This window comes from Rathayibacter sp. AY1D5 (assembly GCF_002932515.1).
In the GTDB taxonomy this organism is placed as follows: domain Bacteria; phylum Actinomycetota; class Actinomycetes; order Actinomycetales; family Microbacteriaceae; genus Rathayibacter.
Window position 1 is genome coordinate 1 of record NZ_PSVU01000044.1, and the last position, 25,451, is coordinate 25,451.

A 25,451-nucleotide genomic window follows, 5' to 3' on the forward strand; every position below is an offset into this window, starting at 1 on the left:
GGTACAGCTCGGTGTCGAACGCGTTCGAGTGCGTGGCGAAGGGTCGGGCGGAGGCGCCGCCGTGCATCACCTGCAGCATCGCGCCCGAGCTCTACCTCAAGCGGGCGGTCGTCGGCGGCATCGACCGGGTCTTCGAGATCAACCGCAACTTCCGCAACGAGGGCGCCGACTCCACCCACTCGCCCGAGTTCGCGATGCTCGAGCCGCAGTAGTCGTCGCTGTCGAGCTCGAGTGCGACAACTCCTGCGCTCTCGCGGCGCGCCCTGCCCGTGAAGCACCCGCCTCCACCCGCAAGGCAGAGGACGCGGACCGGGAAACGCGTGCCAGCGTTTCCCGGCAGTCCGACGAGACCCGCTCTGCGGAACGCACCCCGTCGCGAAGCCGACCGCGCGCGGGGATGCGGCCCGCCGCATCCCCGCCAGACAACACAGCCCGCGGCCGTTCGGCCCACGGCGAACGCGTGGGCGGCGCTCAGAGTGCGGGAGGTAGCCTGGCAGGCACAATCTCCTCGTCAGAAAGGCGCCGGGTGTCGCACCCGCAACAAGCATGAACGTGAAGCGCATCTTCCGGGGTCCCATCCTCTACGTCGTCCTGGCGATCGTCGCGGTGTGGATCGGCTCCTCGCTGATCACCATGTCCGGCTTCCGGCCGGTCACGACGCAGGAGGGTCTCGACCTCCTGAAGGACGGCAAGGTCGACTCGGCGAAGATCGTGGACGGCGAGCAGCGCGTCGATCTCACGCTCAAGCAGGCCGACGGAGACAACGGCACGCAGGTGCAGTTCTACTACGTGGCCCCTCGCGGCGCGGAGGTCGTCGACGCGGTGTCCGCGGCCGATCTCGGCAGCACCGGCTACAACGACGAGGTCCCGCAGACCAACTGGTTCCTCTCGGCTCTCGGCTTCCTGCTCCCCATCCTGCTGATCGGCGCGTTCTTCTGGCTGATGCTCTCGGGCATGCAGGGCGGCGGCAACCGCGTCATGCAGTTCGGCAAGTCGAAGGCGAAGCTCGTCTCGAAGGAGTCGCCCAAGGTCACGTTCGGCGATGTCGCCGGCGCCGACGAGGCGATCGAGGAGCTGCACGAGATCAAGGAGTTCCTCAAGGAGCCCGCGAAGTTCCAGGCCGTCGGCGCCCGCATCCCGAAGGGCGTCCTGCTCTACGGCCCTCCCGGCACCGGCAAGACCCTGCTGGCGCGCGCGGTCGCGGGCGAGGCGGGCGTCCCCTTCTACTCCATCTCCGGATCGGACTTCGTCGAGATGTTCGTCGGCGTCGGCGCGAGCCGTGTCCGCGACCTGTTCCAGCAGGCGAAGGAGAACTCGCCGGCCATCATCTTCGTCGACGAGATCGACGCCGTCGGCCGCCACCGCGGCGCCGGCATGGGCGGCGGTCACGACGAGCGCGAGCAGACCCTCAACCAGCTGCTGGTCGAGATGGACGGCTTCGACGTCAAGACGAACGTCATCCTGATCGCGGCGACGAACCGCCCCGACATCCTCGATCCCGCGCTGCTGCGTCCGGGCCGCTTCGACCGCCAGATCGGCGTCGACGCCCCCGACCTGCTCGGCCGCAAGCGGATCCTCGAGGTCCACGGCCGCGGCAAGCCGCTCGCCGGGGGAGTCGACCTCGAGGTCGTCGCCCGCAAGACCCCGGGCTTCACCGGCGCCGACCTGGCCAACGTCCTCAACGAGGCCGCACTGCTCACCGCCCGCTCCAACGCGCAGCTGATCGACAACCGCGCGCTCGACGAGGCCATCGACCGCGTCATCGCGGGGCCGCAGCGCCGCACGCGGGTCATGCGCGACAAGGAGAAGCTGATCACCGCCTACCACGAGGGCGGACACGCTCTGGCGGCGGCGGCGATGCGCCACACCGACCCCGTGACCAAGGTCACGATCCTGCCGCGCGGCCGCGCCCTCGGCTACACGATGGTGCTCCCGCTGGAGGACAAGTACTCCACGACCCGCAACGAGCTCCTCGACCAGCTCACGTACGCGATGGGCGGCCGCGTCGCGGAGGAGATCGTCTTCCACGACCCCACCACCGGAGCGTCGAACGACATCGAGAAGGCGACCTCCATCGCCCGCAAGATGGTCACCGACTACGGCATGTCCGCGAACGTCGGAGCGGTCAAGCTCGGCCAGTCGTCGGGCGAGATGTTCCTCGGCCGCGACATGGGCCACCAGCGCGACTACTCCGAGCAGATCGCCGAGACGGTCGACGCCGAGACGCGCCAGCTCATCGAGCAGGCGCACGACGAGGCGTGGCAGGTCATCAACGACAACCGCGACATCCTCGACCGCCTCGCGATGGAGCTGCTCGAGAAGGAGACGCTCGACCACGACCAGCTGGCCGAGATCTTCAAGGACGTCCGCCGCATCGACGAGCGCCCGCAGTGGCTCTCGAGCGACAAGCGCCCCCTGTCCGACCTGCCGCCCATCGCGGTCCCGGTCGCCAAGGCGCCGATCGACTCGGGTGCGACCGACGGGGGAGTCTCCTCCGCTGGTGCCGACGAGGTCGCGCCGAAGCGCCCGCCGCTGATCAACCCGCGCCCCGCGACGGCGTAGCGCGCGCGTGCCCGTCGACAAGGCGCGCATCGAGGCGGCCGTCGCCGAGATCCTCGCGGCCATCGGGGACGACCCGGGCCGCGAGGGACTCCTCGACACGCCGCGGCGGTTCGCCGAGGCGTACGAGGAGTTCTTCGGCGGGTTCGACGACGACGCCGCGGCCCAGCTGACCGAGACGTTCGCGGTGGTCGAGGGCGGCCAGGAGTCGCCGCTCGACCAGACGGTGATCGTGCGCGACCTCGCCTTCCGCTCCGTCTGCGAGCACCACCTCCTGCCGTTCCTCGGCGTCGCGCACATCGCCTACCGGCCGCGCGAGCGGGTCGTCGGCCTCGGCCGGCTGCCGCGCGTGGTCGAGACGGTCGCGTCGCGACCGCAGATCCAGGAGCGGATGACCGAGCAGATCGCCGACGCGCTCGAGCAGGGCCTCGCTCCCGAGGGAGTGCTCGTCGTGGTCGACGCCGAGCACGGCTGCGTGCGGATGCGCGGGCCGCGCCAGACCGCGAGCTCGACCGTGACGGTCGCCGCCCGCGGCTCCCTCGCCGACCCGGCCGCCCGCGCCGAGATCATCGCGCTGATCGGCGCCGCGCGGGGGGAGTGACGTGGCCACCACCGTCGCCGACCTCACGCCGACCGGCCGCGCCGCGCTCCTGGGGATCCTCAACGTCACTCCGGACTCGTTCAGCGACGGCGGCCGCTGGCTGTCCGTCGACGACGCCGTCCGCCACGGCCTCGACCTGACCCGGCCCGCCGGGGACGGACCCGCCGCGTTCGGCGCGGACCTGGTCGACGTCGGCGGCGAGAGCACCCGTCCCGGTGCGGCGCGCGTCGACTCCGCCGCCGAGCAGGGCCGCGTGCTGCCCGTCGTCCGCGCCCTCGCCGCGGAGGGGGTGCGCGTCAGCATCGACACGATGAGCGCCGCCACGGCCGAGGCCGCCCTGGACGCGGGCGCCGTCGTCGTCAACGACGTCTCCGGCGGCCTCGCCGATCCGCGGATGCTCGCGCTCGTCGCCGAGCGCGGCGCCGTCTACATCGCGATGCACTGGCGCGGGCACAGCGCGGGCATGACCGCTCTCGCCTCCTACGGCGACGTGGTGGCGGACGTCCGCGGCGAGCTCGAGCGCCGCGTCGACGCCGCCCGTGAGGCCGGGATCCGGGACGACCGCCTCCTGCTCGACCCGGGCCTCGGCTTCGCGAAGGTCGGCGCGCACGACTGGGCGCTGCTGGCCGGGCTCGACGCGATCGTCTCGCTGGGCTTCCCGGTCCTGGTCGGCCACTCGCGCAAGCGGTTCCTCGCTCCGTTCGCCCCCGCCGGCGCCCCGGCCGCCGAGCGCGACGAGGTCTCCGCCATGCTGAGCCTCGTCGCCGCCGAGCACGGCGCCTGGGGCGTCCGGGTCCACGACGTCCGCTCGTCCGCCCGCGCCCTGGCCCTCGCCGCCCGACTTCAGGAGGAGACCCCGTGACCGCGATCGACCCCGCCGCCCTCGCCGTGCGCGACTCCATCACCCTCACCGGGCTGCGCGTGCGCGCGCACCACGGCGTCTTCGACTTCGAGCGCGAGAACGGCCAGGACTTCGTGATCGACGCGACGGTCTGGCTCGACACCGCGCCGGCGGCCGAGGGCGACGCGCTGGCCGAGACGGTGCACTACGGCGAGCTCGCGATCGCCCTGGCCGACGCGGTGACCCGCGACCCGGTCGACCTCATCGAGACCCTGGCCGAGCGCCTCGCCCGGGTCGCCCTGGGCTTCGCCGCCGCCGACGTCGTCCGCATCACCGTCCACAAGCCGGACGCGCCGATCCCGCTGCCGTTCGAGGACGTCGCCGTGCAGATCACGAGGACCCGGTCGTGAGGCCGCGGCAGGAGCGCGTCCGCCCGGTCCGCCACGTCGTGCTCGCGCTCGGCAGCAACCTCGGCGACCGCCTGGCGCACCTCGAGGAGGCGCTGCGGGCCCTCGCCACGACGCCGGGCCTGCGCATCGAGGCGGTGTCCAAGGTCGTCGAGTCGCTCGCGTGGAAGCCCGAGGGCGTCGACGAGGACGCGCCCGGGTACCTCAACGCGGTCGTGACCGGCTCGACCGTCCTCGAGCCCGACGACCTGCTCGCGGCGACGGCGGCGATCGAATCGGCCGGCGGCCGGATCCGCGGCGAGGGCGAGGAGCGCTGGGGCGACCGGACCCTCGACATCGACGTGATCGCGGTCGGCGGCGTGCTCCGCGACGACCCGCACCTGACCCTCCCGCACCCGCGGGCGGCCGAGCGGGCCTTCGTGCTCGAGCCCTGGCTCGACGCCGAGCCGGCGGCGGTCCTTCCCGGAGCCGGACCCGTGGCCGAGCTGCGCGCACGGGCGACCGACCGCGTGACCGACCACCCGGCCGGGTTGACCTGGCCGGGGCGCGACTCCGCCCGCGGCAGCACCGCCGACCCCGAGAGCAGGACCCCGTGAGGCGCACCCGCATCAGCACCCTGCTCGGACTCGGCCTCGCCGGGGCCGTCGCGGGGTTCCTCCTCGACCTCGCGATCGCCGCCGCCGGCCGCCCCGTGCTCATCCCGCCGCTGACGGTTCCGCTGACCCTGATCGTGGTCGCGGCTCTCGTGCTCGGCTTCGCCGTCCCGATCCACCGCGCCACGAAGGGCACGCTGCGCCGGCCCATCGATCCGTTCCGGGCGATGCGCGTCGTGGTGCTGGCGAAGGCGTCCAGCCACGTCGGTGCTCTGCTGCTCGGAGCCTCCGGCGGCATCCTGGTGTACCTGCTGAGCCGTGCGATCCCTTCGCTAGGCTCCGTGTGGCAGGACGTCGCGACCATCGTGGGTGCGCTCGTCCTGCTGGTGGCCGGCCTGGTCGCCGAGCACCTGTGCACCATCCCGCCGAGCGACGACGACGACAGCGCCGTCGGCGAGGTGAACCACGCCTGACGCCGACGCCCGGATCGCCGCGGGCAGTGAGGACGACGCCATGCCCGCCGAGCCCGAGGACGCGTCGCCGACGACCCGCCGCGACGCGAGGGGACGCCGGCGGGACCGCCTCGACATCACGGGGGAGTGGCGCCGCGTCTCGCCCCGGTACGTCGCGGTCGAGATCGTGTCGGCCGTCGTGTCGAGCGTGCTGCTGCTCGCCGTGCCCGTGGTGCTGATGCTGATCGGCCTGCCGTGGGGCTGGATCCCGCTGGCCGCCGCGGCCGCCCTCGCGGTGACCCTCCTGATCGTGGCCCCGCGCCGTGCGCGCGCCTACGGCTACCTCCTGCGCCAGGACGACCTGCTCTTCCGCCGCGGCATCATGTTCCAGCGCTTCGTGTCGGTGCCGTACGGGCGGATGCAGCTCATCGACGTCAACCGCGGGCCGCTCGCCCGGGCGCTCGGCCTCGCCGACCTCCGCTTCGTCACCGCCGCCGCGGCGACCGGCGTCAGCATCCCGGGCCTGGCCGAGCAGGACGCGGAGGAGCTCCGCGACCGCCTGGTCGAGCTCGCCGAGTCGCGCCGGGCCGGCCTGTGACCGAGCTCCGCGCCGTCGAGACGGACCTCGCCGACGGGGAGTGGCACCGCCTCCATCCCGCGACCCCGGTCCTCAAGGGCGGGATCGGCCTGCTGGTCGTCCTCGGTATCGTGATCACGAACCTCCGCGAGCGCCTGGTCGAGCTGTTCCTGCCCGGGCCGGAGGGGTTCGAGAGCGGCGATCCGGTCGACGAGCTGCTGCGCCGCGGTCTCGTCGGCTGGGCGCTGCTGGCGGTCGCGGTGGGCCTGGCGGTCGCCGTCTTCGCGTTCTGGCTGTCCTGGCGGATGCACACCTTCCGCATCACGGACGAGCTCGTCGAGGTGCGCTCCGGCGTGCTCTTCCGGACCAACCGGCGGGCGCGGCTGGACCGCATCCAGGGCATCGCGGTGCAGCGTCCGCTGTTCGCGCGGCTGTTCGGAGCCGCGAAGCTCGAGGTGAGCGTGGCCGGGCAGGACGCGAACGTCCAGCTGTCGTACCTCGGGTCGCGCTTGGTTGACGCCCTGCGCCGCGACATCCTGCGGCTCGCGTCCGGGGTGCGCGAGCGGGAGGCGACGGTCGACGGTGCGGCTCCGGCGGGCGGGTTCCTGGCGCGCCGGCTGGAGGAGTTCGGCGAGCCTCAGGACGAGACGCCGCCCGAGTCGGTCGTCTCGATCCCGCCGGGCCGGCTCCTCGGCTCGCTCGTCTTCAGCGGCTTCACCCTGTTCCTGGCCGCCTCGGTCGTCGCCGTGGTGTTCGTCGCCGTCTACGGCTCGCCCTACGTGCTCTTCGCGATCCTGCCGGGCCTGATCGGCTCGGGCAGCTACTACGTCCGCCAGTTCGTGCGCTCGCTCCGGTACTCGATCGCCGCGACGCCCGACGGCGTGCGGGTCGGCTACGGCGTGCTCTCGACCAGCAGCGACACGATCCCGCCCGGCCGGATCCACGCCGTCGAGATCACGCAGCCGCTGCTCTGGCGCCCCTTCGGCTGGTGGCAGGTGCGGATCGACCGCGCCGGCCACGCGGCCTCCCGCGGGGCGAACGGCGAGCCGAACACCACGATCCTGCCCGTCGGTGACCTCGCCGCGGTCGAGCGCGTCCTCGCCCTCCTGCTGCCCGGACCGGCCGAGGGAGCGGAGTCGACGCCCGTCGGAGACGCACTCCGGCACCGCGACGCCGCCGGCTTCACCCGGGCGCCGCGCTCGGCGGTGTGGCTCCGCCCCTTCTCGTTCCGGAGGACCGGGTACCGGCTGACGGACGAGGTCGCGATCCTGCGCAGCGGAGCGGTCTGGCGGCGGGTCGCCGTGGTGCCCCTGGCGCGGATGCAGAGCGTCGGGGTCCAGCAGGGACCGCTCCAGCGCCTGCTCGGGCTGGCCTCGGCGCGCGTGCACACGGTGGCCGGCCCCGTCACTCCGCTCGTGCCGGTGATGAGCGCAGCCGACGGACTCGCCTTCTTCGAGAGCCTCGCGACGGCCGGAGTGCGGGCCGCCGACCGCGACGCGAGCCACCAGTGGGGGCGGCGCGCGGCCGCACCCGCCCTGCCCGACTGGCCCGCTCCGGAGGGGGAACCGCATGCCTGAGAACCGCCGCGACGGACGCCTGGGCGTCGGCGTGATCGGTGCCGGACGCGTGGGCCCGGTGCTCGGTGCCGCGCTCGCCGGGGCCGGCCACGCCGTGATCGGTATCGCCACCACCAGCGAGAGCGGCCGCGAGCGCGCCGACGCGCTGCTCCCCGGAGTCCCCGTGCTCGCGATCCCCGAGCTCGTCGAGCGCAGCGAGCTGGTGATCGTCGCCGTCCCCGGGAGCGAGATCGCCGCCCTGGTCGCGGGGCTCGCCGCGACCGGAGCGTGGCAGCCCGGCCAGCTGGTGCTGCACACGGCGCCTGAGCACGGCTACGGGGTGCTCGCTCCGGCGCTCGCCTCTGGGGTCATCCCCCTGGCAGTCCACCCGGCGATGGCCTTCAGCGGCACCAGCCTCGACCTGGCGCGCCTCGCCGAGACCTACTTCGCCGTGTCGGCACCGGGCCCGGTGCTGCCGATCGCGCAGGCGCTGGTGGTCGAGATGGGCGGGGAGCCGGTCTCCGTGGCGGAGTCGGACCGCGCCGCCTACGCGGAGGCCGTCTCGACCGCCACGACCTTCTCGACCGCGATCGTCGACCAGGCGGCGGGACTGCTGGCGGGCATCGGCGTCGAGAAGCCGGGCTTCTTCCTCTCCAGCCTCGTCCGCTCCTCCGTCGACGACGCCCTGCGCCGCGCGGCGGGCTGACGGGCGCGCCGCTCGAGACGCCGCTCCCGGGTGGGACGCCGCTCGGGAGGCGGTGCCTCGCGGAGGAGCACGGCGTCTCGGTGCCGAGGGCCCGGGCGGCCGTGGGACCGCCGGTAGCATCGTCGGGTGATCAGCACCGTCCACCGCATCGGCGACCTCCGCGAGCGGCTGCAGGAGGCGCGGCGGGCCGGTCGGCGCATCGCGCTCGTGCCGACGATGGGCGCCCTGCACGCCGGGCACCTCGCCCTCGTCGAGCGGGCGCGCGAGCTGGCCGACGTCGTCGTCGTGTCGGTGTTCGTGAATCCGCTGCAGTTCGGTCCGACCGAGGACCTGGACCGCTACCCGCGCGACCTCGAGGGCGACACCGCCCTGCTCGACGCGGCCGGGGCCGACCTCCTCTTCGCTCCGGGAGTCGCCGAGATGTACCCCGACGGGCCGTCCTCCACGAGGGTCGTCGCGGGCGAGGTCGGCGGCTTCTACGAGGGGCGCGCGCGGCCGGGGCACTTCGACGGGATGCTCACCGTCGTCGCCAAGCTCCTGAGCATCGCCCAGCCGGACGTCGCGGTCTTCGGGCAGAAGGACGCGCAGCAGCTGTTCCTCGTGCGCCGCATGGTCCGCGACCTCGACCTGCCCGTCGCGATCGAGGGCGTCGGCATCGTGCGGGAGGAGGACGGGCTCGCCCGCTCCAGCCGCAACCGCTACCTCGACGAGGAGCAGCGCCGCGCGGGCCTCGTGCTCCCGCGCCTCCTCGCGGCCGCCACGGGAGCCGCGGACCGCGGTGCCGCCGCGGCGATCGAGGCCGCCGAGGCCGTCGCGCACGCCGAGCCGCTCGTTAAGCTGGACTATCTCGTCGTCGTGGATCCCGCGACGCTCCTCCCGGTCGACGCCGACCACCGCGGCCCGGCACTCGTGCTCGTCGCCGCGATCGTCGGCACCACCCGCCTCCTCGACAACGCCCCGATCCTGCTCGCCTGATCGCGGCCGTCCGCCCCGAACCGAAAGCACCGCGACCCCTCATGGCCGACACCCCCGACGTCCCCGAGACCACGACCCCCGCCGCCGAGCAGTCCGACTCCGAGCAGGCCGCCGCCGAGCGGGCCGCGCAGCAGGAGGCCTCCGAGCAGAAGGCCGTCCGCCTCGCCAAGCGCGAGCGCCTGCTCGAGCTCGCGGGCGACGACCTCGGCGCCGGCGCCTACCCCGTCGCGGTCGGAGTCACCGACACCATCGCGGCCGTCCGGGCGCGCCACGAGGGCATCGAGCCGGACGTGAAGACCGGCGAGCGCGTCGGCCTCGCGGGCCGCGTGGTGTTCCAGCGCAACACGGGCAAGCTCTGCTTCGCGACGCTGCAGGCCGGCGACGGCGAGCGGATCCAGGCCATGGTCTCGCTCGGCGACGTGGGCGAGGAGTCGCTGGCGGCGTGGAAGGAGCTCGTCGACCTGGGCGACCACCTCTTCGTCGAGGGCGAGGTCGTCTCGAGCAAGCGCGGCGAGCTGAGCGTGTGGGTGTCGCAGTGGACGATCGCCGCGAAGGCGATCCTGCCGCTGCCGAACCTGCACAACGAGCTCGGCGACGAGACCCGGATGCGCCAGCGCTACCTCGACCTGATCGTGCGCCCCCAGGCCCGCGAGACGGTCGTCACCCGCGCCCGGGTGAACGCCTCCCTCCGCGACACCTTCGCCTCGCACGAGTTCCTCGAGGTCGAGACCCCGATGCTGCAGGTGATGCACGGCGGCGCCTCCGCCCGACCCTTCGCCACGCACTCGAACGCGTTCGACACCGAGCTGTACCTGCGCATCGCGCCCGAGCTCTACCTCAAGCGGGCGGTCGTCGGCGGCATCGACCGGGTCTTCGAGATCAACCGCAACTTCCGCAACGAGGGCGCCGACTCCACCCACTCGCCCGAGTTCGCGATGCTCGAGGCCTACCAGGCGTACGGCGACTACAACTCGATCGCCGACCTGACCCAGGAGCTGATCCAGAACGCGGCCCAGGCCGTCGCGGGCTCGCACGTGGTCACCTGGGCCGACGGCACCGAGTTCGACCTCGGCGGCCGGTGGGACCGCATCTCGATGTACGAGAGCCTGTCGCTCGCGGCCGGCATCGCGATCACGCCGGAGACGGAGCTCGCCGAGCTCGAGACCCTCGCCGCGCGCGAGGGCGTCGAGGTGCACGTCCCCACGCACGGCAAGTACGTCGAGGAGCTGTGGGAGCACTTCGTGAAGGGCGGCCTGACGCGTCCGACCTTCGTGATGGACTTCCCCGTCGACACCTCGCCGCTCGTGCGCGCGCACCGCAGCATCCCGGGCGTCGTCGAGAAGTGGGACCTCTACGTCCGCGGCTTCGAGCTGGCCACCGGCTACTCCGAGCTGATCGACCCGGTCGTGCAGCGCGAGCGCTTCGTCGAGCAGGCCCGCCAGGCCGCCGCGGGCGACGACGAGGCGATGCGCCTGGACGAGGACTTCCTCCGCGCCCTCGAGCACGGCATGCCCCCCACCGGCGGCATGGGCATGGGCATCGACCGCCTCCTGATGGCGATCACCGGCCTCGGGATCCGCGAGACGATCCTGTTCCCGCTCGTCAAGTAGGGTCGCAGGAGCCGAGGGGGAGACATGGTCAGGGCATCGAGCATCGTCGCGGCCGTCGCGGCGGGCGTCCTCACGATCGCGCAGTTCGGAGTGGGGACCGCGGTCGCCGCGAGCGTCCTCACCTCCTCCGGTGACGTCGGCACCGCGCTGGCCGACCGGCGAGCGGCCGAGGCGTTCACGCCCGACCCCACGATCGCCGGCTTCGCGGAGCGGACCGCCATGTCCGACCGCGGCCGCGCCCTCTACTACGCGTCGAGCCCGTCGGTCGAGCCGACCGCCGGCTTCAACGACCTCTGCGGCTACGGCGCCTCCGACGACATCGTCCTCGGCTGCTACACCGGCACCAGCATCTACATCTCGGACGTCGCCAACCCCGACCTCGACGGGATCCGCGACGTCACGGCGGCCCACGAGATGCTGCACGCCGCGTGGGTGCGGCTCGACGCGGAGGAGCAGGCCGAGCTGGGCGACGAGCTCGAGGCCGCGTACGAGACCCTCCCGCAGGACGGCACGATCGCCGAGCGCCTCGAGCTGTACCGCACCGGCGGCCTCGGCGAGCGCGTCAACGAGCTGCACTCGATCCTGGGGACCGAGGTGGCCGACCTTCCGCCGGCGCTCGAGGCGCACTACGCCGAGTTTTTCGACGACCGCTCCGTCGTCGTGGGCCTGAACGCCCGCTACGAGGCGGTCTTCACCGATCTCGAGAACCGCATCGAGGACCTGGTCTCCCGGATCGAGACGATGTACGCCGACCTCACGGCGCGGGTCGACGCGAACAACGCCGAGTACGACGCGCTCAACGTCGAGATCGACGACTTCAACTCGCGCGCCGACAGCGGCGACTTCGGATCGACGGCCGAGTTCGAGACGGAGCGCGCCGATCTGCTCGCCCGCAGCCAGGCCGTCGACGCCACCCGCGCCGCCATCGACGCGGACATCTCCGTGTACGACGGCCTGCGCTCGGAGCTGGAGGGCCTCAACTCCGATGCCGCGGCGCTGAACAAGTCGGTCGAGAGCCAGTAGCCCAGCGCCCGCGAAGGCCGCTGGGCGCACGGGCCTCCGGGCTCACGGCTCCCGCGCCGGTGCCGCGGGTAGGATCGCCGCATGGACTGGGAGCTGTGGAACCAGGGGCTGTGGGCCCTCGTGCCGACGATCACGGTCGGAGCCATCTTCTGGTTCGTGATGCGCGCCCTCATCCGCTCGGACCGCAACGAGCGCCGAGCGTACGACCGCATCGAGGCCCGCGAGCGCGAGCGCCGCGGCCTGCCTCCCCGCGACGCCTCCTGATCACCGCCGCCGCGCGGGTGCCTCCCGCGCCCGCTGAGCGGCTCCGCACGACGAACGAGGAGGCGCGGTGCCCGCACCCGACTGGGCCGTGATCCTCCCGATCGCGGCCGTCTTCGTCGAGCTCGTGGTCCGCGTGATCGCCGTGATCGTCGTGCCGCGGAACCGCCGTCCGACCACCGGCCTCGCCTGGCTGATGGCGATCTTCCTGATCCCGTACGTCGGCATCCTGCTGTTCCTCTTCATCGGGAGCTACCGGCTGCCGCGCAAGCGCCGCCGGAAGCAGCAGGAGATCAACCGGTTCATCCTGGAGTCGACCGACGGCATCGACCGCGTCGCCCGGGAGCACCCGTGGCCGCAGTGGCTGGAGTCGGTGGTCACCCTCAACCGCAACCTCGGCGCGATGCCGCTGGTCGGCGGGAACGACGCGCGCCTTCAGGGCGACTACGAGCAGACCATCCGCGCGATGGCCGCCGAGATCGACCGCGCCCGCCGGTACGTGCACTGCGAGTTCTACATCCTCGCCGCCGACTCGACCACCGCGCCCTTCTTCGACGCGCTCGACCGCGCGGTGGCCCGCGGGGTGCGGGTGCGGATCCTCCTCGACCACATCGCGTCGATCCGCGTGCCCGGCTACTACAGCGGCACCCACCGCCGGCTGCGCGCCCTCGAGCGGGCGGGCGCCTCGTGGTCGTACATGCTCCCCGTGCGGCCGTGGCGCGGGCAGTACCAGCGGCCGGACCTGCGCAACCACCGCAAGCTGCTGATCGTCGACGGCAACGCGGCCTTCATGGGCTCGCAGAACGTCGTCGACTCCAGCTACAACAAGCGCGGCAACATCCGTCGCGGCCTGCACTGGCACGACCTGATGGTGCGCCTCGAGGGGCCGGTGGTGCAGGGCATCAACGCCATCTTCATCACCGACTGGTACAGCGAGACCGACGAGCTGCTCCTGCGGGAGTCGGAGCCGATGGAGGCGCTGCAGCAGCGCGACACGATCGACTGCCAGGTGGTGCCGAGCGGGCCGGGGTTCGAGGGCGAGAACAACCTGCGGCTGTTCCTGACGCTGCTCTACTCGGCGCAGAAGTCGATCATCATCACCAGCCCGTACTTCGTGCCCGACGAGGCGATGCTCTACGCGATCACGACGGCGACCCGGCGGGGCGTGCACGTGGAGCTCTTCGTCTCCGAGATCGGCGACCAGGCCGTGGTCTACCACGCCCAGCGCTCGTACTACGAGACGCTGCTGACCGCGGGCGTGCGCATCTGGATGTACCGCAAGCCGACCATCCTGCACGCGAAGCACTTCACGATCGACGACGACGTCGCCGTGATCGGCTCGAGCAACATGGACATGCGCTCCTTCACGCTCAACCTCGAGGTCTCGCTCATGGTGCGCGGCTCGGAGTTCGTCGAGGACCTGCGCCAGGTGCAGCAGGACTACCGCGAGCACTCCCGCGAGCTGACCCTCCGCGAGTGGCGGCAGCAGCCGCTCCGCTCGACCCTGCTCGACAACCTGGCGCGGCTCACCTCGGCGCTGCAGTAGCGCGGCTCCCGTCCGCCCGCCTGCGGAGGATGCGCGGCCCCGACTCGTCGCGCAAGTCCCTGTGCGTGCCGCCGCGCCCCGCGTAGCGTCGGAGCGTCCTCAGCACCATCCGGTTCCGCCTGCCCGGCGCCGGGTTCGAGAAGGGAACGGACATGACGGCATCCCGTACGACGCGCATCCTCATCCTCGGCGGCGGCTACGTCGGCCTGTACACGGCCTGGGGCCTCGAGAAGAGACGGGGGGAGGCGCCGATCGACGTCACCGTCGTCGAGCCGAACCCCTACATGACCTACCAGCCGCTGCTGCCCGAGGTCGCCGGCGGGCACGTCCAGCCGCGCCACGTCACGGTGCCGCTGGTCTCCGCGCTCAAGCGCACCCGCGTGATCCGCGGCGCGATCACCGGCGTGAGCCTCGCCGAGCGCAGCGCCACCGTCGCCGCGATGGACGGCTCCACCCGCACGCTCGAGTTCGACCAGGTCGTCTTCGCGCTCGGAGCCGTCACCCGAACGTTCCCCACGCCGGGCCTCGCCGAGCACGGCATCGGCTTCAAGACGGTGGAGGAGGCGGCGCACCTGCGCGACCGCGTCATCGAGAACATCGCGAAGGCGGCGCTCACCACCGATCCCGCCGAGCGCCGGCGCCTGCTCACCTTCGTCTTCGTCGGCGGCGGCTACACCGGCGTCGAGGCGCTGAGCGAGCTGCTCGACCTCAGCCGCAAGACCCTCGCCGCGCAGCCCTCCCTCTCGATGGGCGACGTCACCTGGCACCTCGTCGAGGCACTGGACCGGGTCGCCCCCGAGGTCGGTCCCGAGCTCTCGAAGTGGACGCTCGACCACCTCCGCTCGCGCGGCGTGCACGTGCACCTGAAGACGACGATGCCCTCCTGCGAGGACGGCGTCGTGGAGCTCTCCTCGGGCGAGCGCATCCCGACGGCCACGATCGTGTGGACCGCCGGCGTGAAGCCGAACCCGATCCTCGACGCGACCGACGCGCCCCGCGGGCCGAAGGGCCACGTCATGGCGGATGCGCGCCTGCGGGTCATCCGCGAGGACGGCGAGCCGGTGGGCGGCGCCTGGGCGGCCGGCGACGGCGCGCAGGTGCCGGACCTCACCAGCGAGAAGCAGCCCGCGTACTACCCGCCGAACGCGCAGAACGCGGTCCGGCAGGCCAAGCTCCTGGCGCGCAACATCATCGCCGACCTCACCGGAGGCACCGTGGACGAGTACCGCCACGCCTCCGTCGGGACCGTCGCCGAGTACGGCATCGGCAAGGGCGCGGGCCTGATCAAGGGCGTGAAGCTGCGCGGCCTCCCCGCCTGGCTCGCGCACCGCGCCTACCACGGAGCGGCGATGCCGACCCTGGACCGCAAGTGGCGGATCATCACGGGCTGGCTCGTCGACGCCGTCACTCCGCGCGACCTCTCGCCGATGAGCGCGCTGCAGGATCCTCGCCGCGCCTTCCGCGAGACGGCCGAGGCCACCGACCGCGAGGCAGCAGCGAAGGCCGCCGCGAAGAAGGAGTCGGACGCGTCCTGACGCGCCGGTGAGAGCGCGGGAGTCGCGGTGGTCGAGCGGGATCATCGCGACTCCCGCGCTCCCGAGTCGTGGGCCCCGCCTCGGAGCGCCTCGGCCTGACGGTCTCGGCTCAGGCCCGGCGGCGCGGCTTGAGGCGCACGGTCGGCAGCACGGGCGCGGGGAGCGCGCGTCCGCCGTACCCGTCGACGGTGCCGAACGGTCCCGCGGGATCCGCCCCGGCGATCACGTCGGACTGCCAGCGCTCGCGGGCGGCCGCCACGTCGTCGTGGCTGCGGCCGACGAAGTTCCACCACATCACCAGCTCCTCGGCGAACGGCTCGCCGCCGAGCAGCACCACGCGCGCGCCCGCGTCCCCGGCGGTCAGCACCAGGTGCGAGCGGCCGGGCGCCAGGTAGGCGAGGTCCGAGCGCGGGACGTCCGCACCCTCGACCGCCACCGGGCCGGCGTCGACGAGCACGCCGTACTCCCACGACTCCTCGACCGGCAGCTCGACCCGGGCACCCGGTTCGAGGTCGATCTGCGCGGCGACCAGCGGAGTGAAGGTGCTCGCGGGCACCGACGCGCCCAGCATCCCTCCGACGAAGACGCGCACCAGCGCGCCGGGCAGCTCCACGGGAACGCCGCGGTGGTGCTCGAAGAACGGATCGACGAGCCGTGCTTCCTCGGGCAGCGCGACCCAGAGCTGCACCCCGTGCAGGACGGGCGCGCCCCCGGTCGAGACCTCCGAGTGCGAGATGCCGCGTCCGGCCGTCATCAGGTTGAGCTCGCCCGGGCGCACCACGGCGAGGCTGCCGACGCTGTCGCGGTGCTCGATCTCGCCCTCGAAGAGCCAGCTCACGGTCTGCAGGCCCGTGTGCGGGTGCGGCGGGACGTCCATCCCGGCCTCCTCGCCGAGCCGCACCGGGCCGTAGTGGTCGGCGAAGCACCACGCGCCGATCGTCGAGCGCGATCGCTGCGGGAGGGTGCGGCGCACCTCGATCGCACGCGGACCGCCGAGCGGGACGAGCCGCGCCTCCAGGATCTCGACCGCGCCGGGCTCGCGAGGGACCGGCTCCGCGGCGACGGGGAGCTCGTCGGGATGCTCCTCCAGGTTGCTCATGCGGGAAGTGTATGCCTTCGCATGGACCGGTGGACGGGACCGCCGCCCGCACCCCTCCCGGATCGCGTGCACGCCCAGGGCGAACAGGCCTGCTCACCGGGGGGAGCGCTGGTTACAGTCGACGTATCGGAGCCCACCCCTGCGGGTTCTGTAGGGAGTGACAGCATGTTCGAGAGATTCACCGATCGCGCGCGGCGCGTCGTCGTCCTGGCCCAGGAAGAGGCCAAGATGCTCAATCACAACTACATCGGCACGGAGCACATCCTGCTCGGCCTGATCCACGAGGGCGAGGGAGTGGCCGCCAAGGCGCTCGAGTCCCTCGGGATCTCGCTCGACGCTGTGCGCGAGCAGGTGCAGGACATCATCGGCCAGGGGCAGCAGCAGCCGACCGGCCACATCCCCTTCACGCCTCGGGCGAAGAAGGTCCTCGAGCTGTCCCTGCGCGAAGCGCTGCAGCTCGGCCACAACTACATCGGGACTGAGCACATCCTGCTCGGCCTCATCCGCGAGGGCGAGGGCGTCGCCGCTCAGGTGCTGGTCAAGCTCGGTGCCGACCTGAACCGCGTGCGCCAGCAGGTCATCCAGCTGCTCTCCGGCTACCAGGGCAAGGAGCAGGTCGCCGTGGGCGGTGAGCAGCAGCAGCCTCAGGGGGGATCGCAGATCCTCGACCAGTTCGGACGCAACCTCACCCAGGCGGCGCGCGACAACAAGCTCGACCCGGTCATCGGGCGCGAGAAGGAGATCGAGCGGGTCATGCAGATCCTCTCCCGCCGCTCCAAGAACAACCCCGTCCTGATCGGCGAGCCCGGCGTCGGCAAGACCGCCGTCGTCGAGGGCCTCGCCCAGGCGATCGTGCGCGGCGACGTGCCCGAGACGCTGAAGGACAAGCAGCTCTACACGCTCGACCTCGGCTCGCTCATCGCCGGATCCCGCTACCGCGGTGACTTCGAGGAGCGCCTCAAGAAGGTCACGAAGGAGATCCGCACCCGCGGCGACATCATCACCTTCATCGACGAGATCCACACCCTCGTCGGCGCAGGGGCCGCTGAGGGCGCGATCGACGCCGCCTCGATCCTCAAGCCGCTGCTCGCCCGCGGCGAGCTGCAGACCATCGGCGCGACCACGCTCGACGAGTACCGCAAGCACTTCGAGAAGGACGCCGCTCTCGAGCGCCGCTTCCAGCCGATCCAGGTCGCGGAGCCGTCGCTGCCCCACACGATCAACATCCTCAAGGGCCTGCGCGACCGCTACGAGGCGCACCACAAGGTGTCCATCACCGACGGCGCGATCGTCTCGGCGGCCAACCTGGCCGACCGCTACATCAGCGACCGCTTCCTCCCGGACAAGGCGATCGACCTGATCGACGAGGCAGGCGCACGCCTGCGCCTCTCGATCCTCTCGGCGCCGCCGGAGCTGCGCGACTTCGACGACCGCATCGCCGTGGTCCGCTCCGCCAAGGAGGCCGCGATCGAGGACCAGGACTTCGAGAAGGCCGCGTCGCTCCGCGACGAGGAGAAGCAGCTGCTCGGTGAGCGTCTGCGCCTCGAGAAGCAGTGGAAGTCGGGCGACGTCAAGGCCACCGGCGTGGTCGACGAGGGCCTGATCGCCGAGGTCCTCGCCCAGGCGACGGGCATCCCGGTCTTCAAGCTCACGGAGGAGGAGTCCTCGCGGCTCGTCTTCATGGAGAAGGCCCTGCACCAGCGCGTCATCGGCCAGGAGGAGGCCATCGCGGCACTCTCGCGGACGATTCGCCGCACCCGCGCGGGCCTCAAGGACCCCAAGCGCCCCTCGGGCTCGTTCATCTTCGCCGGCCCCACGGGCGTCGGGAAGACCGAGCTGGCCAAGGCGCTCGCCGAGTTCCTCTTCGACGACGAGAATGCGATGATCTCGCTCGACATGTCGGAGTACGGCGAGAAGCACACCGTCTCGCGGCTGTTCGGCGCCCCTCCCGGGTTCGTCGGCTTCGAGGAGGGCGGCCAGCTCACCGAGAAGGTGCGCCGCAAGCCGTTCAGCGTGGTCCTCTTCGACGAGATCGAGAAGGCGCACCCGGACATCTTCAACTCGCTCCTCCAGATCCTGGAGGAGGGTCGACTGACCGACGGCCAGGGCCGTGTCGTCGACTTCAAGAACACCGTCATCATCATGACCACCAACCTCGGTGCTCGTGACATCGCCGGTGGTCCCGTCGGGTTCCAGATCGAGGGCGACAACGCCACCGGCTACGACCGCATGCGCGGCAAGGTCAACGAGGAGCTCAAGAAGCACTTCAAGCCCGAGTTCCTCAACCGCGTGGACGACGTCATCGTCTTCCCGCAGCTGTCGAAGCCCGAGCTGCTCCAGATCGTCGACCTCTTCATCAAGCGCCTGGGCGACCGTCTGCTCGACCGTGACATGACGGTGGAGCTGACGCAGCCGGCCAAGGAGCGCCTGATCGAGGTCGGGTTCGACCCGGCCCTCGGTGCGCGCCCCCTGCGCCGCGCGATCCAGCGCGAGATCGAGGACCAGCTGTCCGAGCGGATCCTGCACGGCGAGCTCGGCGCCGGAGACCACATCCACGTGGACTTCGCCGACAACAGGTTCGTCTTCACCACGACCCCGCGCCTGATCTCGATCAGCGCCGGCGCGTCCACCGGAGCGGCCACGGCCGGCCCGGCGACGCCCGACCTGATGTCGTAGCAGGCTGCCGAACGACCCCGTGCCCGTCCCCTCTCGCGAGGGGGCGGGCACGTCGTCGTCCGGGGGTGGGCGCCTGCTCGCAGGATCCCGCGCCCGGTGCGGCCTAGGCTTGTCGAATGGCCGATTGGAAGTACCCGGTGCGCCGCGCGCGCACGAGCGATGTCCCCTTCATCCAGGAGCTCAGCGAGCCGCTCGTGAACGAGCGCATCCTCCTGGGCAAGGACCGCGTGGTGCTCTACGGCGCCGTGCAGGAGTTCCGCATCGCCGAGGACGGCCACGGGACGGCGATCGGCTGCGGTGCGCTGCATGTGATGTGGGACGACATCGCGGAGGTGCGCACCCTCGCGGTCGCGCAGGACTGGCTCGGGAGGGGTGTGGGTCACCACATCCTGGAGCGCCTCGAGAACGACGCGCGCGAGCTCGGCCTGAAGCGCCTGTTCTGCCTCACCTTCGAGGTCGACTTCTTCGCCCGCCACGGCTTCGAGCCGATCGGCGAGAAGGTCGTCGACCCCGAGGTCTACGCCGAGCTGCTCCGCTCTCCCGACGAGGGAGTCGCCGAGTTCCTCGACCTCGCCCGGGTGAAGCCGAACACGCTCGGCAACACCCGCATGCTGAAGACGCTCTGACCGCCGCCACGTCGTAGCCTGTCCCGGTGACTCCGCCGCCCCGCCGCCTGCCCTCCCGGGTCTACCGGCGACGCCGCGCCGGAGTGCTGCTCGCGCTGGTCGTCATCGTCGCGGGCCTGGCGGTGGTGCTGTCGCTGCTCCCGCGGATGACCGGCTCCGACGCCGCGTCGAGCCCCACGCCGACCGTCGTGCTGCCGACGCTCTACCCGACCACCTCGCCCGGTGCGACGCCCGGCGCCGCACCCGCCTGCACGGCCGACTCCGTCGCCGTCACCGCGGTCACGGACGCCACGAGCTACGCGCCCGGCGAGGATCCTCAGCTCTCGCTCTCGCTGGCCAACATCTCGAGCACCGACTGCGTGATCGACGCGGGCACGAGCAAGCAGGTCTTCACTATCACGAGCGGCTCCGAGCAGATCTGGACCTCCACGGACTGCCAGACCGGCGCGGCCGATCTGCCGGTGCTCCTCCAGGCGGGCCGCTCGGTGATGGGCAGCGCGCTGACGTGGGACCGCACCCGCTCCTCCGCCGACACCTGCTCCGGCGGACGCGAGGCGGTCGAGGCGGGCGGCGCCGCCTACAACCTGTCGGTGTCGGTCGCCGGCATCCCCTCGGGCTCGCCCACGCAGTTCCTGCTCCAGTAGTCCGCCCGGGGGACGTGCCGGGCGTGCGTCGGCGCGTAGCATCGCAGGCATGTGGGGGCTGCTCGGCACGATCCTGTCCGCCTCGACCGGCCGGGCGGGGGCGGTCGCGCGGCGCGCGGCGGTCGTGGCCCTCGCGGTCCCGCTACTGGTCGGCGGAGCGGCGGCGCAGGCCGTGGCGGCTCCGCAGCCCGTCGCGGGTGTCGTGCGCGCGGACGTGGACGGCTTCCGGTTCTCGGCGTACTCGGCCGACTTCCGCCTCGACCGCGACGAGGAGGGCCGCTCGACGCTGACCACCGTCGAGACCTTCGTCGCCGAGTTCCCGCCATCGCAGAACCGCGGCATGCAGCGCGCGATCCCGCTCGACTACGAGGGGCACCCGACCGACGTCGACCTGGTGTCCGTCACCGACGGCGACGGGGAGGCGCGGCCGGTCGACACCGAGCGCGAGGACGGCTTCCTCCTGGTCACCAGCGCGGCGGACGAGTTCGTCAGCGGCAGCCAGACCTACGTCTTCACCTACACGCAGCACAACACGACCCTGCCTGGATCCGGCACGCGCAGCGGCGAGGACGAGTTCTACTGGGACGTCAACGGCACGGGCTGGCGCCAGTCCTTCGACCGCTACGACGTGCGCGTCGAGCTCGCCGGGTCGCTGGCCTCCGCCGCGACGGGGACCGTCAGCTGTTACCGGGGACCGGAGGGCTCGACGACGCCCTGTCCGATCGGCCGCGACGGCGCGGTCGTCACGGCATCGGGGGAGTCGCTGGCTCCGGGGGAGAACGTGACCGTGGCGATCGGCTTCGCTCCCGGGACCTTCACGCCGCGCGACGACCGCTACCTCGCCTCCGGCTGGTCCTGGGTGCAGCTGGGCGGCCTCGCCGCGGTCCTGATCGGCCTCGCGCTCGCCGTGCACCGCCGCCGGACCGTGCTCCGCGACGCTCCCGGCCGCCCGACCGTCGTCGCCGAGTACGACCCGCCCGCGGAGGGGCTGTTCCTCTCCGCCGCGCTGCTGCGGAAGACGTCGAAGGCCCCCGCGGCCGGACTCCTGGACGCCGCCGTCCGCGGTCTCGTGCGCATCGAGGAGACGGGGGAGGGGCGGAAGCAGGAGTACGCCGTGCGGGTGCTCGACCCTGCGACGACGCCGACGCGACGCGCGGGACGCCCGCGGCCCCTCGCCTCCGACGACCGCCAGTTCCTCGACATCGCCCTCGGCCGGGTGCCGGGGACGGTGCGTGAGCTCTCCGGCAAGGACAAGGAGTTCGGCAAGGCCGTCGGACAGTTCCAGACCGCGCTGGGCAACCGGGTGACCGAGGCGGGACTGAAGAAGGCCGGGACGATCGGCGGCAGCGTGCTCGTGATCGTCCCGCTGCTGCTGGGTGTCATGGCCGCCTTCCTGGGCGCGATCCTCCTGATGACCCGATCCTTCGGCGGAGCGCTCCCGCTCGTGCTGATGCTGGTCGCGATCGTCGCGGCCGTCGTCGGGACGATCCTGGTCTCGAGGGTGCCGCTGACGGCCGCGGGCGCGGAGCTGCGCGACCATCTGCGCGGGCTCGAGCTGTACATCCGTCTGGCCGAGGCCGACCGGATCGCGATGCTGCAGTCGCCCCGCGGGGCGGACCGGCGCACGGTCGGACCGGTCGAGGTGGTCGAGGTGACGGAGCGCCTGCTGCCGTGGGCCGTGCTCTTCGGTCTCGAGAAGGAGTGGTCGGCGGAGCTCGCGTCGGCCTACGAGCGCACCGGCGAGGAGCCGGTCTGGTACTCCGGACCGAACGGCTTCCACGCGGCGGCCTTCGCCGGCAGCGTGTCCTCGTTCTCGTCGTCGACGTCGAGCTACGTCGGATCCTCGTCGAGCTCCTCGAGCGGCGGCGCGGGCGGCGGCGGCAGCTCGGGTGGGGGCGGCGGAGGCGGCGGCGGGGGCGGCGTCTAGGGGCAGGCTGCGACGGGCGGCCGCGGCGGAGCGGACGCGTGCGGTGGTCGCGCGGAGCTGTCGGGTAGTGCCCATGGAGCCCGTGTTCGCCTCCGGTGGCGATCCTCGACCATGCGGTGGACGGGGGCACCCGCGGCTCCGAGCGGTGGACGGGTGCCTGTGCAGCATGCCGGGGACGCGGCCGTCAGTGCGCGGGGACCCGCTCCGGACGGATGCGCTCGGGAACGGGGACGAGCGCGTGGGTGATCGCGCTCGAGAGGGTGAAGGCGCTGGAGTCGAGGTGCGAGGAGTGCCCGAGTCGTGTCGCTTCAGAGGCGCGCTGCTTCGCTCCGGAGGCGGGCCGGATGTCTCCCGAGAGGCTGATCTCGCCGAACGCGGCGATCCCGGGCCGCAGCGGCGTGTAGGCGTGGGCGGAGGCGATGGCGACCGCGATCGCCAGGTCCGCCGCCGGCTCCATGAGCTTCACGCCGCCGACGGTCGACACGTAGACGTCGCAGCGCCGCAGGGGGATGCACGCCTGCCGCTCGAGGACCGCGAGGATCATCGCGACCCGGGACGCGTCGACTCCGTTCGTGACGCGGCGGGGGTGCTCGCCGTCGTTCGCGATCACGAGCGCCTGGATCTCGACGGGGAGCGCGCGGCGTCCCTCCATCGCGACCGTGACGCAGATGCCCGGGGTGGGGAAGCGGGTGCGGCTGAGGAACAGACCGCTCGGGTCGGGGATCTCGGCGATGCCCTCGGCGGTCATCTCGAAGCAGCCGACCTCGTCCGTCGGGCCGAAGCGGTTCTTGAGCGAGCGGACGAAGCGCAGCGCCGTCTGCCGGTCGCCCTCGAAGTGGCAGACCACGTCGACCAGGTGCTCGAGCAGGCGCGGCCCCGCGATGGAGCCGTCCTTCGTGACGTGTCCGACGAGCACGAGGGGGAGCGCCCGCTCCTTGCAGACGCGGATGAGGGTCGCGGCGACCTCGCGGACCTGGCTGGGACCGCCGGGCAGGCCGTCGACGGTGTCGCTCGCGACCGTCTGCACCGAGTCGACGATGAGCAGGTCCGGTCGGACCTCGTCGATCTGGCCGAGCACAGTGGCGAGGTCGGTCTCGGCCGCGAGGAAGAGGCTGTCGTGCATCGCGCCGGTGCGCTCGGCCCGCATGCGCACCTGCGCGGCCGACTCCTCCGCGCTGACGTAGAGGACCCGCTGGCCCTCGGCCGCGGCGCGGCTCGCGACCTCGAGCAGGAGGGTCGACTTGCCCACGCCGGGCTCTCCCGAGAGCAGCACGACCGCGCCGGAGACGATCCCGCCGCCGAGCACGCGGTCGAGCTCGCCCACGCCGGTGGGGCGGTGCGCCGCCGACGTGGTCTCGATCTCGGTGATGGGCCGCGCGATGCGGCCGGCGGCCGGAGCCACAGCGGCGACCGCGCGGACGAGGCCGGTGCGCTCGGTGCTCTCGATCACGGAGCCCCACTGCTGGCACTCGCCGCAGCGGCCGACCCACTTCGCGGTCGTCCATCCGCACTCCGAGCAGCGGTACGGGGCGGTGCGCGTCTTCGAGGAGGCCATGAGGTCCTTTCGGGGCGGGGGAGGGGGACGAGCGCGACGCTACGGGGGACCCCCGACACCGCCGCTCGTTCGAACGTGTCTTCGACAGTACCGTCGACCACCGACGCCGGGAGCGGGGCGCGCCAGGCCGGGGGAGAGGTCACGTGGAAGCCGTCTGTGGAGGAGCGTCGTCGCGGAGGGGGTGGAGGCGGGGGATCGCGCCACGGAAGACGACGCCGCCCCGAGCGCCGCCCCGTCGGCGTCGGACGTCTGCGGGAGACTGGGGGACATGCCCTCGACAGTGCACGTCCTCAAGTCCGGCCGCCCGCTCGGAGTCAGCTGGTCCGGCCCCGAGGGCGCCGAGCGGGTCGTCGTCCTGGCGCATCCCGCTCCCGGCTCCTCGGACTTCGACCCCGACCCGGAGGAGACCGCGCGCCACGGCGTGCGCCTGCTCTCGTTCGACCGCCCGGGCTACGGCGCCTCCTCCCTTCTGACCGACCTCGACCCCGCCGGAGCGGGCGTCGGAGCCAGCCCCGAGCAGGCCGCCGCCGACATCGCCGAGTACCTCGCGACCGTCGGCATCGCCTCCGTCAGCGCCGCCGGCTGGTCGGCAGGAGGCCGCGTGGCCCTCGCACTCGCCGCGAACTACCCCGGCCTCGTGGAGCGCGTCGCCGTGATCGGCACGCCCGCTCCCGACAGCGCCGTGCCGTGGGTCGGCGACGAGAACCGCGCCGAGCTCGCCCGCCTGGCCGACCTCCCGCTCGACGAGGCCGTCCGCTCGCTCACCCGCACCCTCGAGGGCGCCTTCGGCCCGACCCCCGCCCCGGACGCGCTGCTCGGGATGCTCGGCTCCGGCGACGCCGACACCGCGGTGCTCGAGACCCCCGGAGTCCGCGAGCGCCTCTCGCGCATGCTCGAGCGCGCCGCCGCCCAGGGCGCCCTCGGCATGGCCGCTGATCTCATCGGCTACGGCGTGCAGGAGTGGGGCTTCGCCGTCGAGTCCGCCGAGCCGCCCGCGCTCCTCCTCTACGGCGCCGAGGACGCGGTCGCCGGCCGCCGCCACGCCGAGTGGTACGCCGCACGGCTGCCCGACTCCCGCCTCGAGGTCGTTCCCGGCCGCGGCCACCTGCTCGCGATTCCGGAGTGGGACCGCGTGCTCGGCTTCCTCCTCCCCGCCTGACGGCGGCTCGTCGTCTCGATTGGCGCGACTTCCGGCCGTCGCGTACACTCGACCCCGGTACCGTGTCCGAGCGGCCGAAGGAGCATGTCTCGAAAACATGTGTGGGCTTGCGTCCACCGTGGGTTCAAATCCCACCGGTACCGCCAACGACGAAGGCCCCCCGCTTCCACGGAAGCAGGGGGCCTTCGTCGTTCTCGGCGTCGAGCGGCGGTCGCGACGTGCGGGTCAGTCGGCGTGGAGCAGCCAGGAGCGGCCGGCGCGCAGGGCCCGGTACAGGCGCCTGACCGCGTGGTCGGCCTCGGCCGAGTCGACGTCCGAGAAGGAGCCCGCCCCGCCCCAGAGCCCGAGCGCATCGGCGGCCGCCGCCCGGACCTCTCGGCGGGTCGTCGCTCCGGCGAACATCTCGTCGAGCCGGTCCGCGACGCGGGCCCGCGCGCCGTCCTGCTGCGACCGCGCGACGTCGCGCACGTCGGCGACGGCCGCCGTGATCTCGGCGAGCACAGCGGGGATCGTGCGGTCCATC

Annotated in this window: 23 protein-coding genes, 1 tRNA gene and 1 pseudogene; 22 read left to right on the plus strand and 3 right to left on the minus strand. The window is 72.7% G+C overall.

Features of this window, described 5'->3' with window-relative positions; genetic code table 11:
- The 16 genes and pseudogenes from C5C82_RS18265 to C5C82_RS13000 form a co-directional block, all read left to right on the plus strand.
- A pseudogene (locus tag C5C82_RS18265) lies at positions 1-203 on the plus strand (amino acid--tRNA ligase-related protein); the annotation flags it as partial.
- A gap of 343 nt (positions 204-546) precedes the next feature.
- Positions 547-2,562 (plus strand): ATP-dependent zinc metalloprotease FtsH, encoded by a 2,016-nt coding sequence (gene ftsH / locus C5C82_RS12930; RefSeq protein ID WP_104224104.1) that lies wholly within the window; start codon positions 547-549, stop codon positions 2,560-2,562.
- Between the two features lie 7 nt (positions 2,563-2,569).
- Positions 2,570-3,160, plus strand: coding sequence for a GTP cyclohydrolase I FolE (folE, locus tag C5C82_RS12935; RefSeq protein WP_104224103.1), 591 nt, complete (start codon positions 2,570-2,572; stop codon positions 3,158-3,160).
- A 1-nt stretch (position 3,161) separates the two neighbouring features.
- Positions 3,162-4,022, plus strand: a complete 861-nt coding sequence (folP, locus tag C5C82_RS12940; protein WP_258065481.1) for a dihydropteroate synthase — start codon at positions 3,162-3,164, stop codon at positions 4,020-4,022.
- On the plus strand, positions 4,019-4,411 hold the full coding sequence (gene folB / locus C5C82_RS12945) for a dihydroneopterin aldolase (RefSeq protein WP_104347803.1): 393 nt from the start codon (positions 4,019-4,021) through the stop codon (positions 4,409-4,411). The genes folP and folB overlap by 4 nt, the downstream gene beginning before the upstream one ends.
- Complete coding sequence (gene folK, locus C5C82_RS12950) at positions 4,408-5,004, plus strand: 2-amino-4-hydroxy-6-hydroxymethyldihydropteridine diphosphokinase (protein ID WP_104234304.1); 597 nt, start codon at positions 4,408-4,410, stop codon at positions 5,002-5,004. The genes folB and folK overlap by 4 nt, the downstream gene beginning before the upstream one ends.
- Positions 5,001-5,474 (plus strand): DUF3180 domain-containing protein, encoded by a 474-nt coding sequence (locus tag C5C82_RS12955; RefSeq protein ID WP_104238407.1) that lies wholly within the window; start codon positions 5,001-5,003, stop codon positions 5,472-5,474. The genes folK and C5C82_RS12955 overlap by 4 nt, the downstream gene beginning before the upstream one ends.
- 40 nt (positions 5,475-5,514) lie before the next feature.
- Positions 5,515-6,051 carry a PH domain-containing protein gene (locus C5C82_RS12960; RefSeq protein WP_104234302.1) on the plus strand — a complete coding sequence of 179 codons (537 nt, stop codon included), beginning with the start codon at positions 5,515-5,517 and terminating at the stop codon, positions 6,049-6,051.
- Positions 6,048-7,607 carry a PH domain-containing protein gene (locus C5C82_RS12965; RefSeq protein WP_104238409.1) on the plus strand — a complete coding sequence of 520 codons (1,560 nt, stop codon included), beginning with the start codon at positions 6,048-6,050 and terminating at the stop codon, positions 7,605-7,607. The genes C5C82_RS12960 and C5C82_RS12965 overlap by 4 nt, the downstream gene beginning before the upstream one ends.
- Positions 7,600-8,292 carry a Rossmann-like and DUF2520 domain-containing protein gene (locus C5C82_RS12970; RefSeq protein WP_104291745.1) on the plus strand — a complete coding sequence of 231 codons (693 nt, stop codon included), beginning with the start codon at positions 7,600-7,602 and terminating at the stop codon, positions 8,290-8,292. The genes C5C82_RS12965 and C5C82_RS12970 overlap by 8 nt, the downstream gene beginning before the upstream one ends.
- Before the next feature lie 126 nt (positions 8,293-8,418).
- Positions 8,419-9,267, plus strand: a complete 849-nt coding sequence (panC, locus tag C5C82_RS12975; protein WP_104355191.1) for a pantoate--beta-alanine ligase — start codon at positions 8,419-8,421, stop codon at positions 9,265-9,267.
- A 41-nt stretch (positions 9,268-9,308) separates the two neighbouring features.
- Positions 9,309-10,877 (plus strand): lysine--tRNA ligase, encoded by a 1,569-nt coding sequence (gene lysS / locus C5C82_RS12980; protein ID WP_104355192.1) that lies wholly within the window; start codon positions 9,309-9,311, stop codon positions 10,875-10,877.
- Between the two features lie 24 nt (positions 10,878-10,901).
- On the plus strand, positions 10,902-11,900 hold the full coding sequence (locus C5C82_RS12985; RefSeq protein ID WP_104355193.1) for a hypothetical protein: 999 nt from the start codon (positions 10,902-10,904) through the stop codon (positions 11,898-11,900).
- A gap of 81 nt (positions 11,901-11,981) precedes the next feature.
- Positions 11,982-12,164, plus strand: coding sequence for a hypothetical protein (locus C5C82_RS12990; RefSeq protein WP_104224094.1), 183 nt, complete (start codon positions 11,982-11,984; stop codon positions 12,162-12,164).
- Between the two features lie 67 nt (positions 12,165-12,231).
- The gene (gene cls / locus C5C82_RS12995; protein WP_104355194.1) at positions 12,232-13,707 is read left to right on the plus strand and encodes a cardiolipin synthase; all 1,476 of its coding nucleotides are present in this window, start codon (positions 12,232-12,234) and stop codon (positions 13,705-13,707) included.
- Between the two features lie 152 nt (positions 13,708-13,859).
- Complete coding sequence (locus tag C5C82_RS13000) at positions 13,860-15,242, plus strand: NAD(P)/FAD-dependent oxidoreductase (protein WP_104355195.1); 1,383 nt, start codon at positions 13,860-13,862, stop codon at positions 15,240-15,242.
- A 109-nt stretch (positions 15,243-15,351) separates the two neighbouring features.
- Here C5C82_RS13000 and C5C82_RS13005 read toward each other — a convergent pair whose 3' ends face one another.
- Complete coding sequence (locus tag C5C82_RS13005; protein ID WP_104291741.1) at positions 15,352-16,341, minus strand: pirin family protein; 990 nt, start codon at positions 16,339-16,341, stop codon at positions 15,352-15,354.
- 165 nt (positions 16,342-16,506) lie between these two features.
- Between C5C82_RS13005 and C5C82_RS13010 the strand changes: the two genes are divergently transcribed.
- The 4 genes from C5C82_RS13010 (at position 16,507) to C5C82_RS13025 (ending at position 22,214) form a co-directional block, all read left to right on the plus strand.
- Entirely contained in the window at positions 16,507-19,017 is a 2,511-nt protein-coding gene (locus C5C82_RS13010; RefSeq protein ID WP_104234294.1) for an ATP-dependent Clp protease ATP-binding subunit, read from the plus strand.
- A 116-nt stretch (positions 19,018-19,133) separates the two neighbouring features.
- Positions 19,134-19,643 (plus strand): amino-acid N-acetyltransferase, encoded by a 510-nt coding sequence (locus C5C82_RS13015; protein WP_104224089.1) that lies wholly within the window; start codon positions 19,134-19,136, stop codon positions 19,641-19,643.
- Positions 19,644-19,669: 26 nt separating this feature from the next.
- Entirely contained in the window at positions 19,670-20,287 is a 618-nt protein-coding gene (locus C5C82_RS13020; RefSeq protein WP_104226002.1) for a hypothetical protein, read from the plus strand.
- A gap of 49 nt (positions 20,288-20,336) precedes the next feature.
- A complete protein-coding gene (locus C5C82_RS13025) occupies positions 20,337-22,214 on the plus strand; it encodes a DUF2207 domain-containing protein (protein WP_181134447.1) in 1,878 nt (625 codons plus the stop codon).
- A gap of 184 nt (positions 22,215-22,398) precedes the next feature.
- Here C5C82_RS13025 and radA read toward each other — a convergent pair whose 3' ends face one another.
- Complete coding sequence (radA, locus tag C5C82_RS13030; protein ID WP_104355196.1) at positions 22,399-23,769, minus strand: DNA repair protein RadA; 1,371 nt, start codon at positions 23,767-23,769, stop codon at positions 22,399-22,401.
- Between the two features lie 268 nt (positions 23,770-24,037).
- Between radA and C5C82_RS13035 the strand changes: the two genes are divergently transcribed.
- On the plus strand, positions 24,038-24,928 hold the full coding sequence (locus C5C82_RS13035; protein ID WP_181068305.1) for an alpha/beta fold hydrolase: 891 nt from the start codon (positions 24,038-24,040) through the stop codon (positions 24,926-24,928).
- 56 nt (positions 24,929-24,984) lie between these two features.
- A tRNA-Ser gene (locus C5C82_RS13040) sits at positions 24,985-25,074 on the plus strand.
- Between the two features lie 79 nt (positions 25,075-25,153).
- On the opposite strand, the gene C5C82_RS13045 is transcribed toward C5C82_RS13040, so the two are convergent.
- Positions 25,154-25,450, minus strand: a complete 297-nt coding sequence (locus C5C82_RS13045; RefSeq protein ID WP_104355198.1) for a hypothetical protein — start codon at positions 25,448-25,450, stop codon at positions 25,154-25,156.
- Position 25,451 lies beyond the last annotated feature (1 nt).

Excerpts from the sequence above, each read along its gene's own strand:
- ftsH (WP_104224104.1), top strand. The coding sequence starts at position 547 with ATGAACGTGAAGCGCATCTTCCGGGGTCCCATCCTCTACGTCGTCCTG.
- C5C82_RS12960 (WP_104234302.1), top strand. The coding sequence starts at position 5,515 with ATGCCCGCCGAGCCCGAGGACGCGTCGCCGACGACCCGCCGCGACGCG.
- C5C82_RS12970 (WP_104291745.1), top strand. The coding sequence starts at position 7,600 with ATGCCTGAGAACCGCCGCGACGGACGCCTGGGCGTCGGCGTGATCGGT.
- lysS (WP_104355192.1), top strand. The coding sequence starts at position 9,309 with ATGGCCGACACCCCCGACGTCCCCGAGACCACGACCCCCGCCGCCGAG.
- C5C82_RS12985 (WP_104355193.1), top strand. The coding sequence starts at position 10,902 with ATGGTCAGGGCATCGAGCATCGTCGCGGCCGTCGCGGCGGGCGTCCTC.
- C5C82_RS12990 (WP_104224094.1), top strand. The coding sequence starts at position 11,982 with ATGGACTGGGAGCTGTGGAACCAGGGGCTGTGGGCCCTCGTGCCGACG.
- C5C82_RS13000 (WP_104355195.1), top strand. The coding sequence starts at position 13,860 with ATGACGGCATCCCGTACGACGCGCATCCTCATCCTCGGCGGCGGCTAC.
- C5C82_RS13005 (WP_104291741.1), bottom strand. The coding sequence starts at position 16,341 with ATGAGCAACCTGGAGGAGCATCCCGACGAGCTCCCCGTCGCCGCGGAG.
- C5C82_RS13010 (WP_104234294.1), top strand. The coding sequence starts at position 16,507 with ATGTTCGAGAGATTCACCGATCGCGCGCGGCGCGTCGTCGTCCTGGCC.
- C5C82_RS13015 (WP_104224089.1), top strand. The coding sequence starts at position 19,134 with ATGGCCGATTGGAAGTACCCGGTGCGCCGCGCGCGCACGAGCGATGTC.
- C5C82_RS13025 (WP_181134447.1), top strand. The coding sequence starts at position 20,337 with ATGTGGGGGCTGCTCGGCACGATCCTGTCCGCCTCGACCGGCCGGGCG.
- radA (WP_104355196.1), bottom strand. The coding sequence starts at position 23,769 with ATGGCCTCCTCGAAGACGCGCACCGCCCCGTACCGCTGCTCGGAGTGC.
- C5C82_RS13035 (WP_181068305.1), top strand. The coding sequence starts at position 24,038 with ATGCCCTCGACAGTGCACGTCCTCAAGTCCGGCCGCCCGCTCGGAGTC.
- C5C82_RS13045 (WP_104355198.1), bottom strand. The coding sequence starts at position 25,450 with ATGGACCGCACGATCCCCGCTGTGCTCGCCGAGATCACGGCGGCCGTC.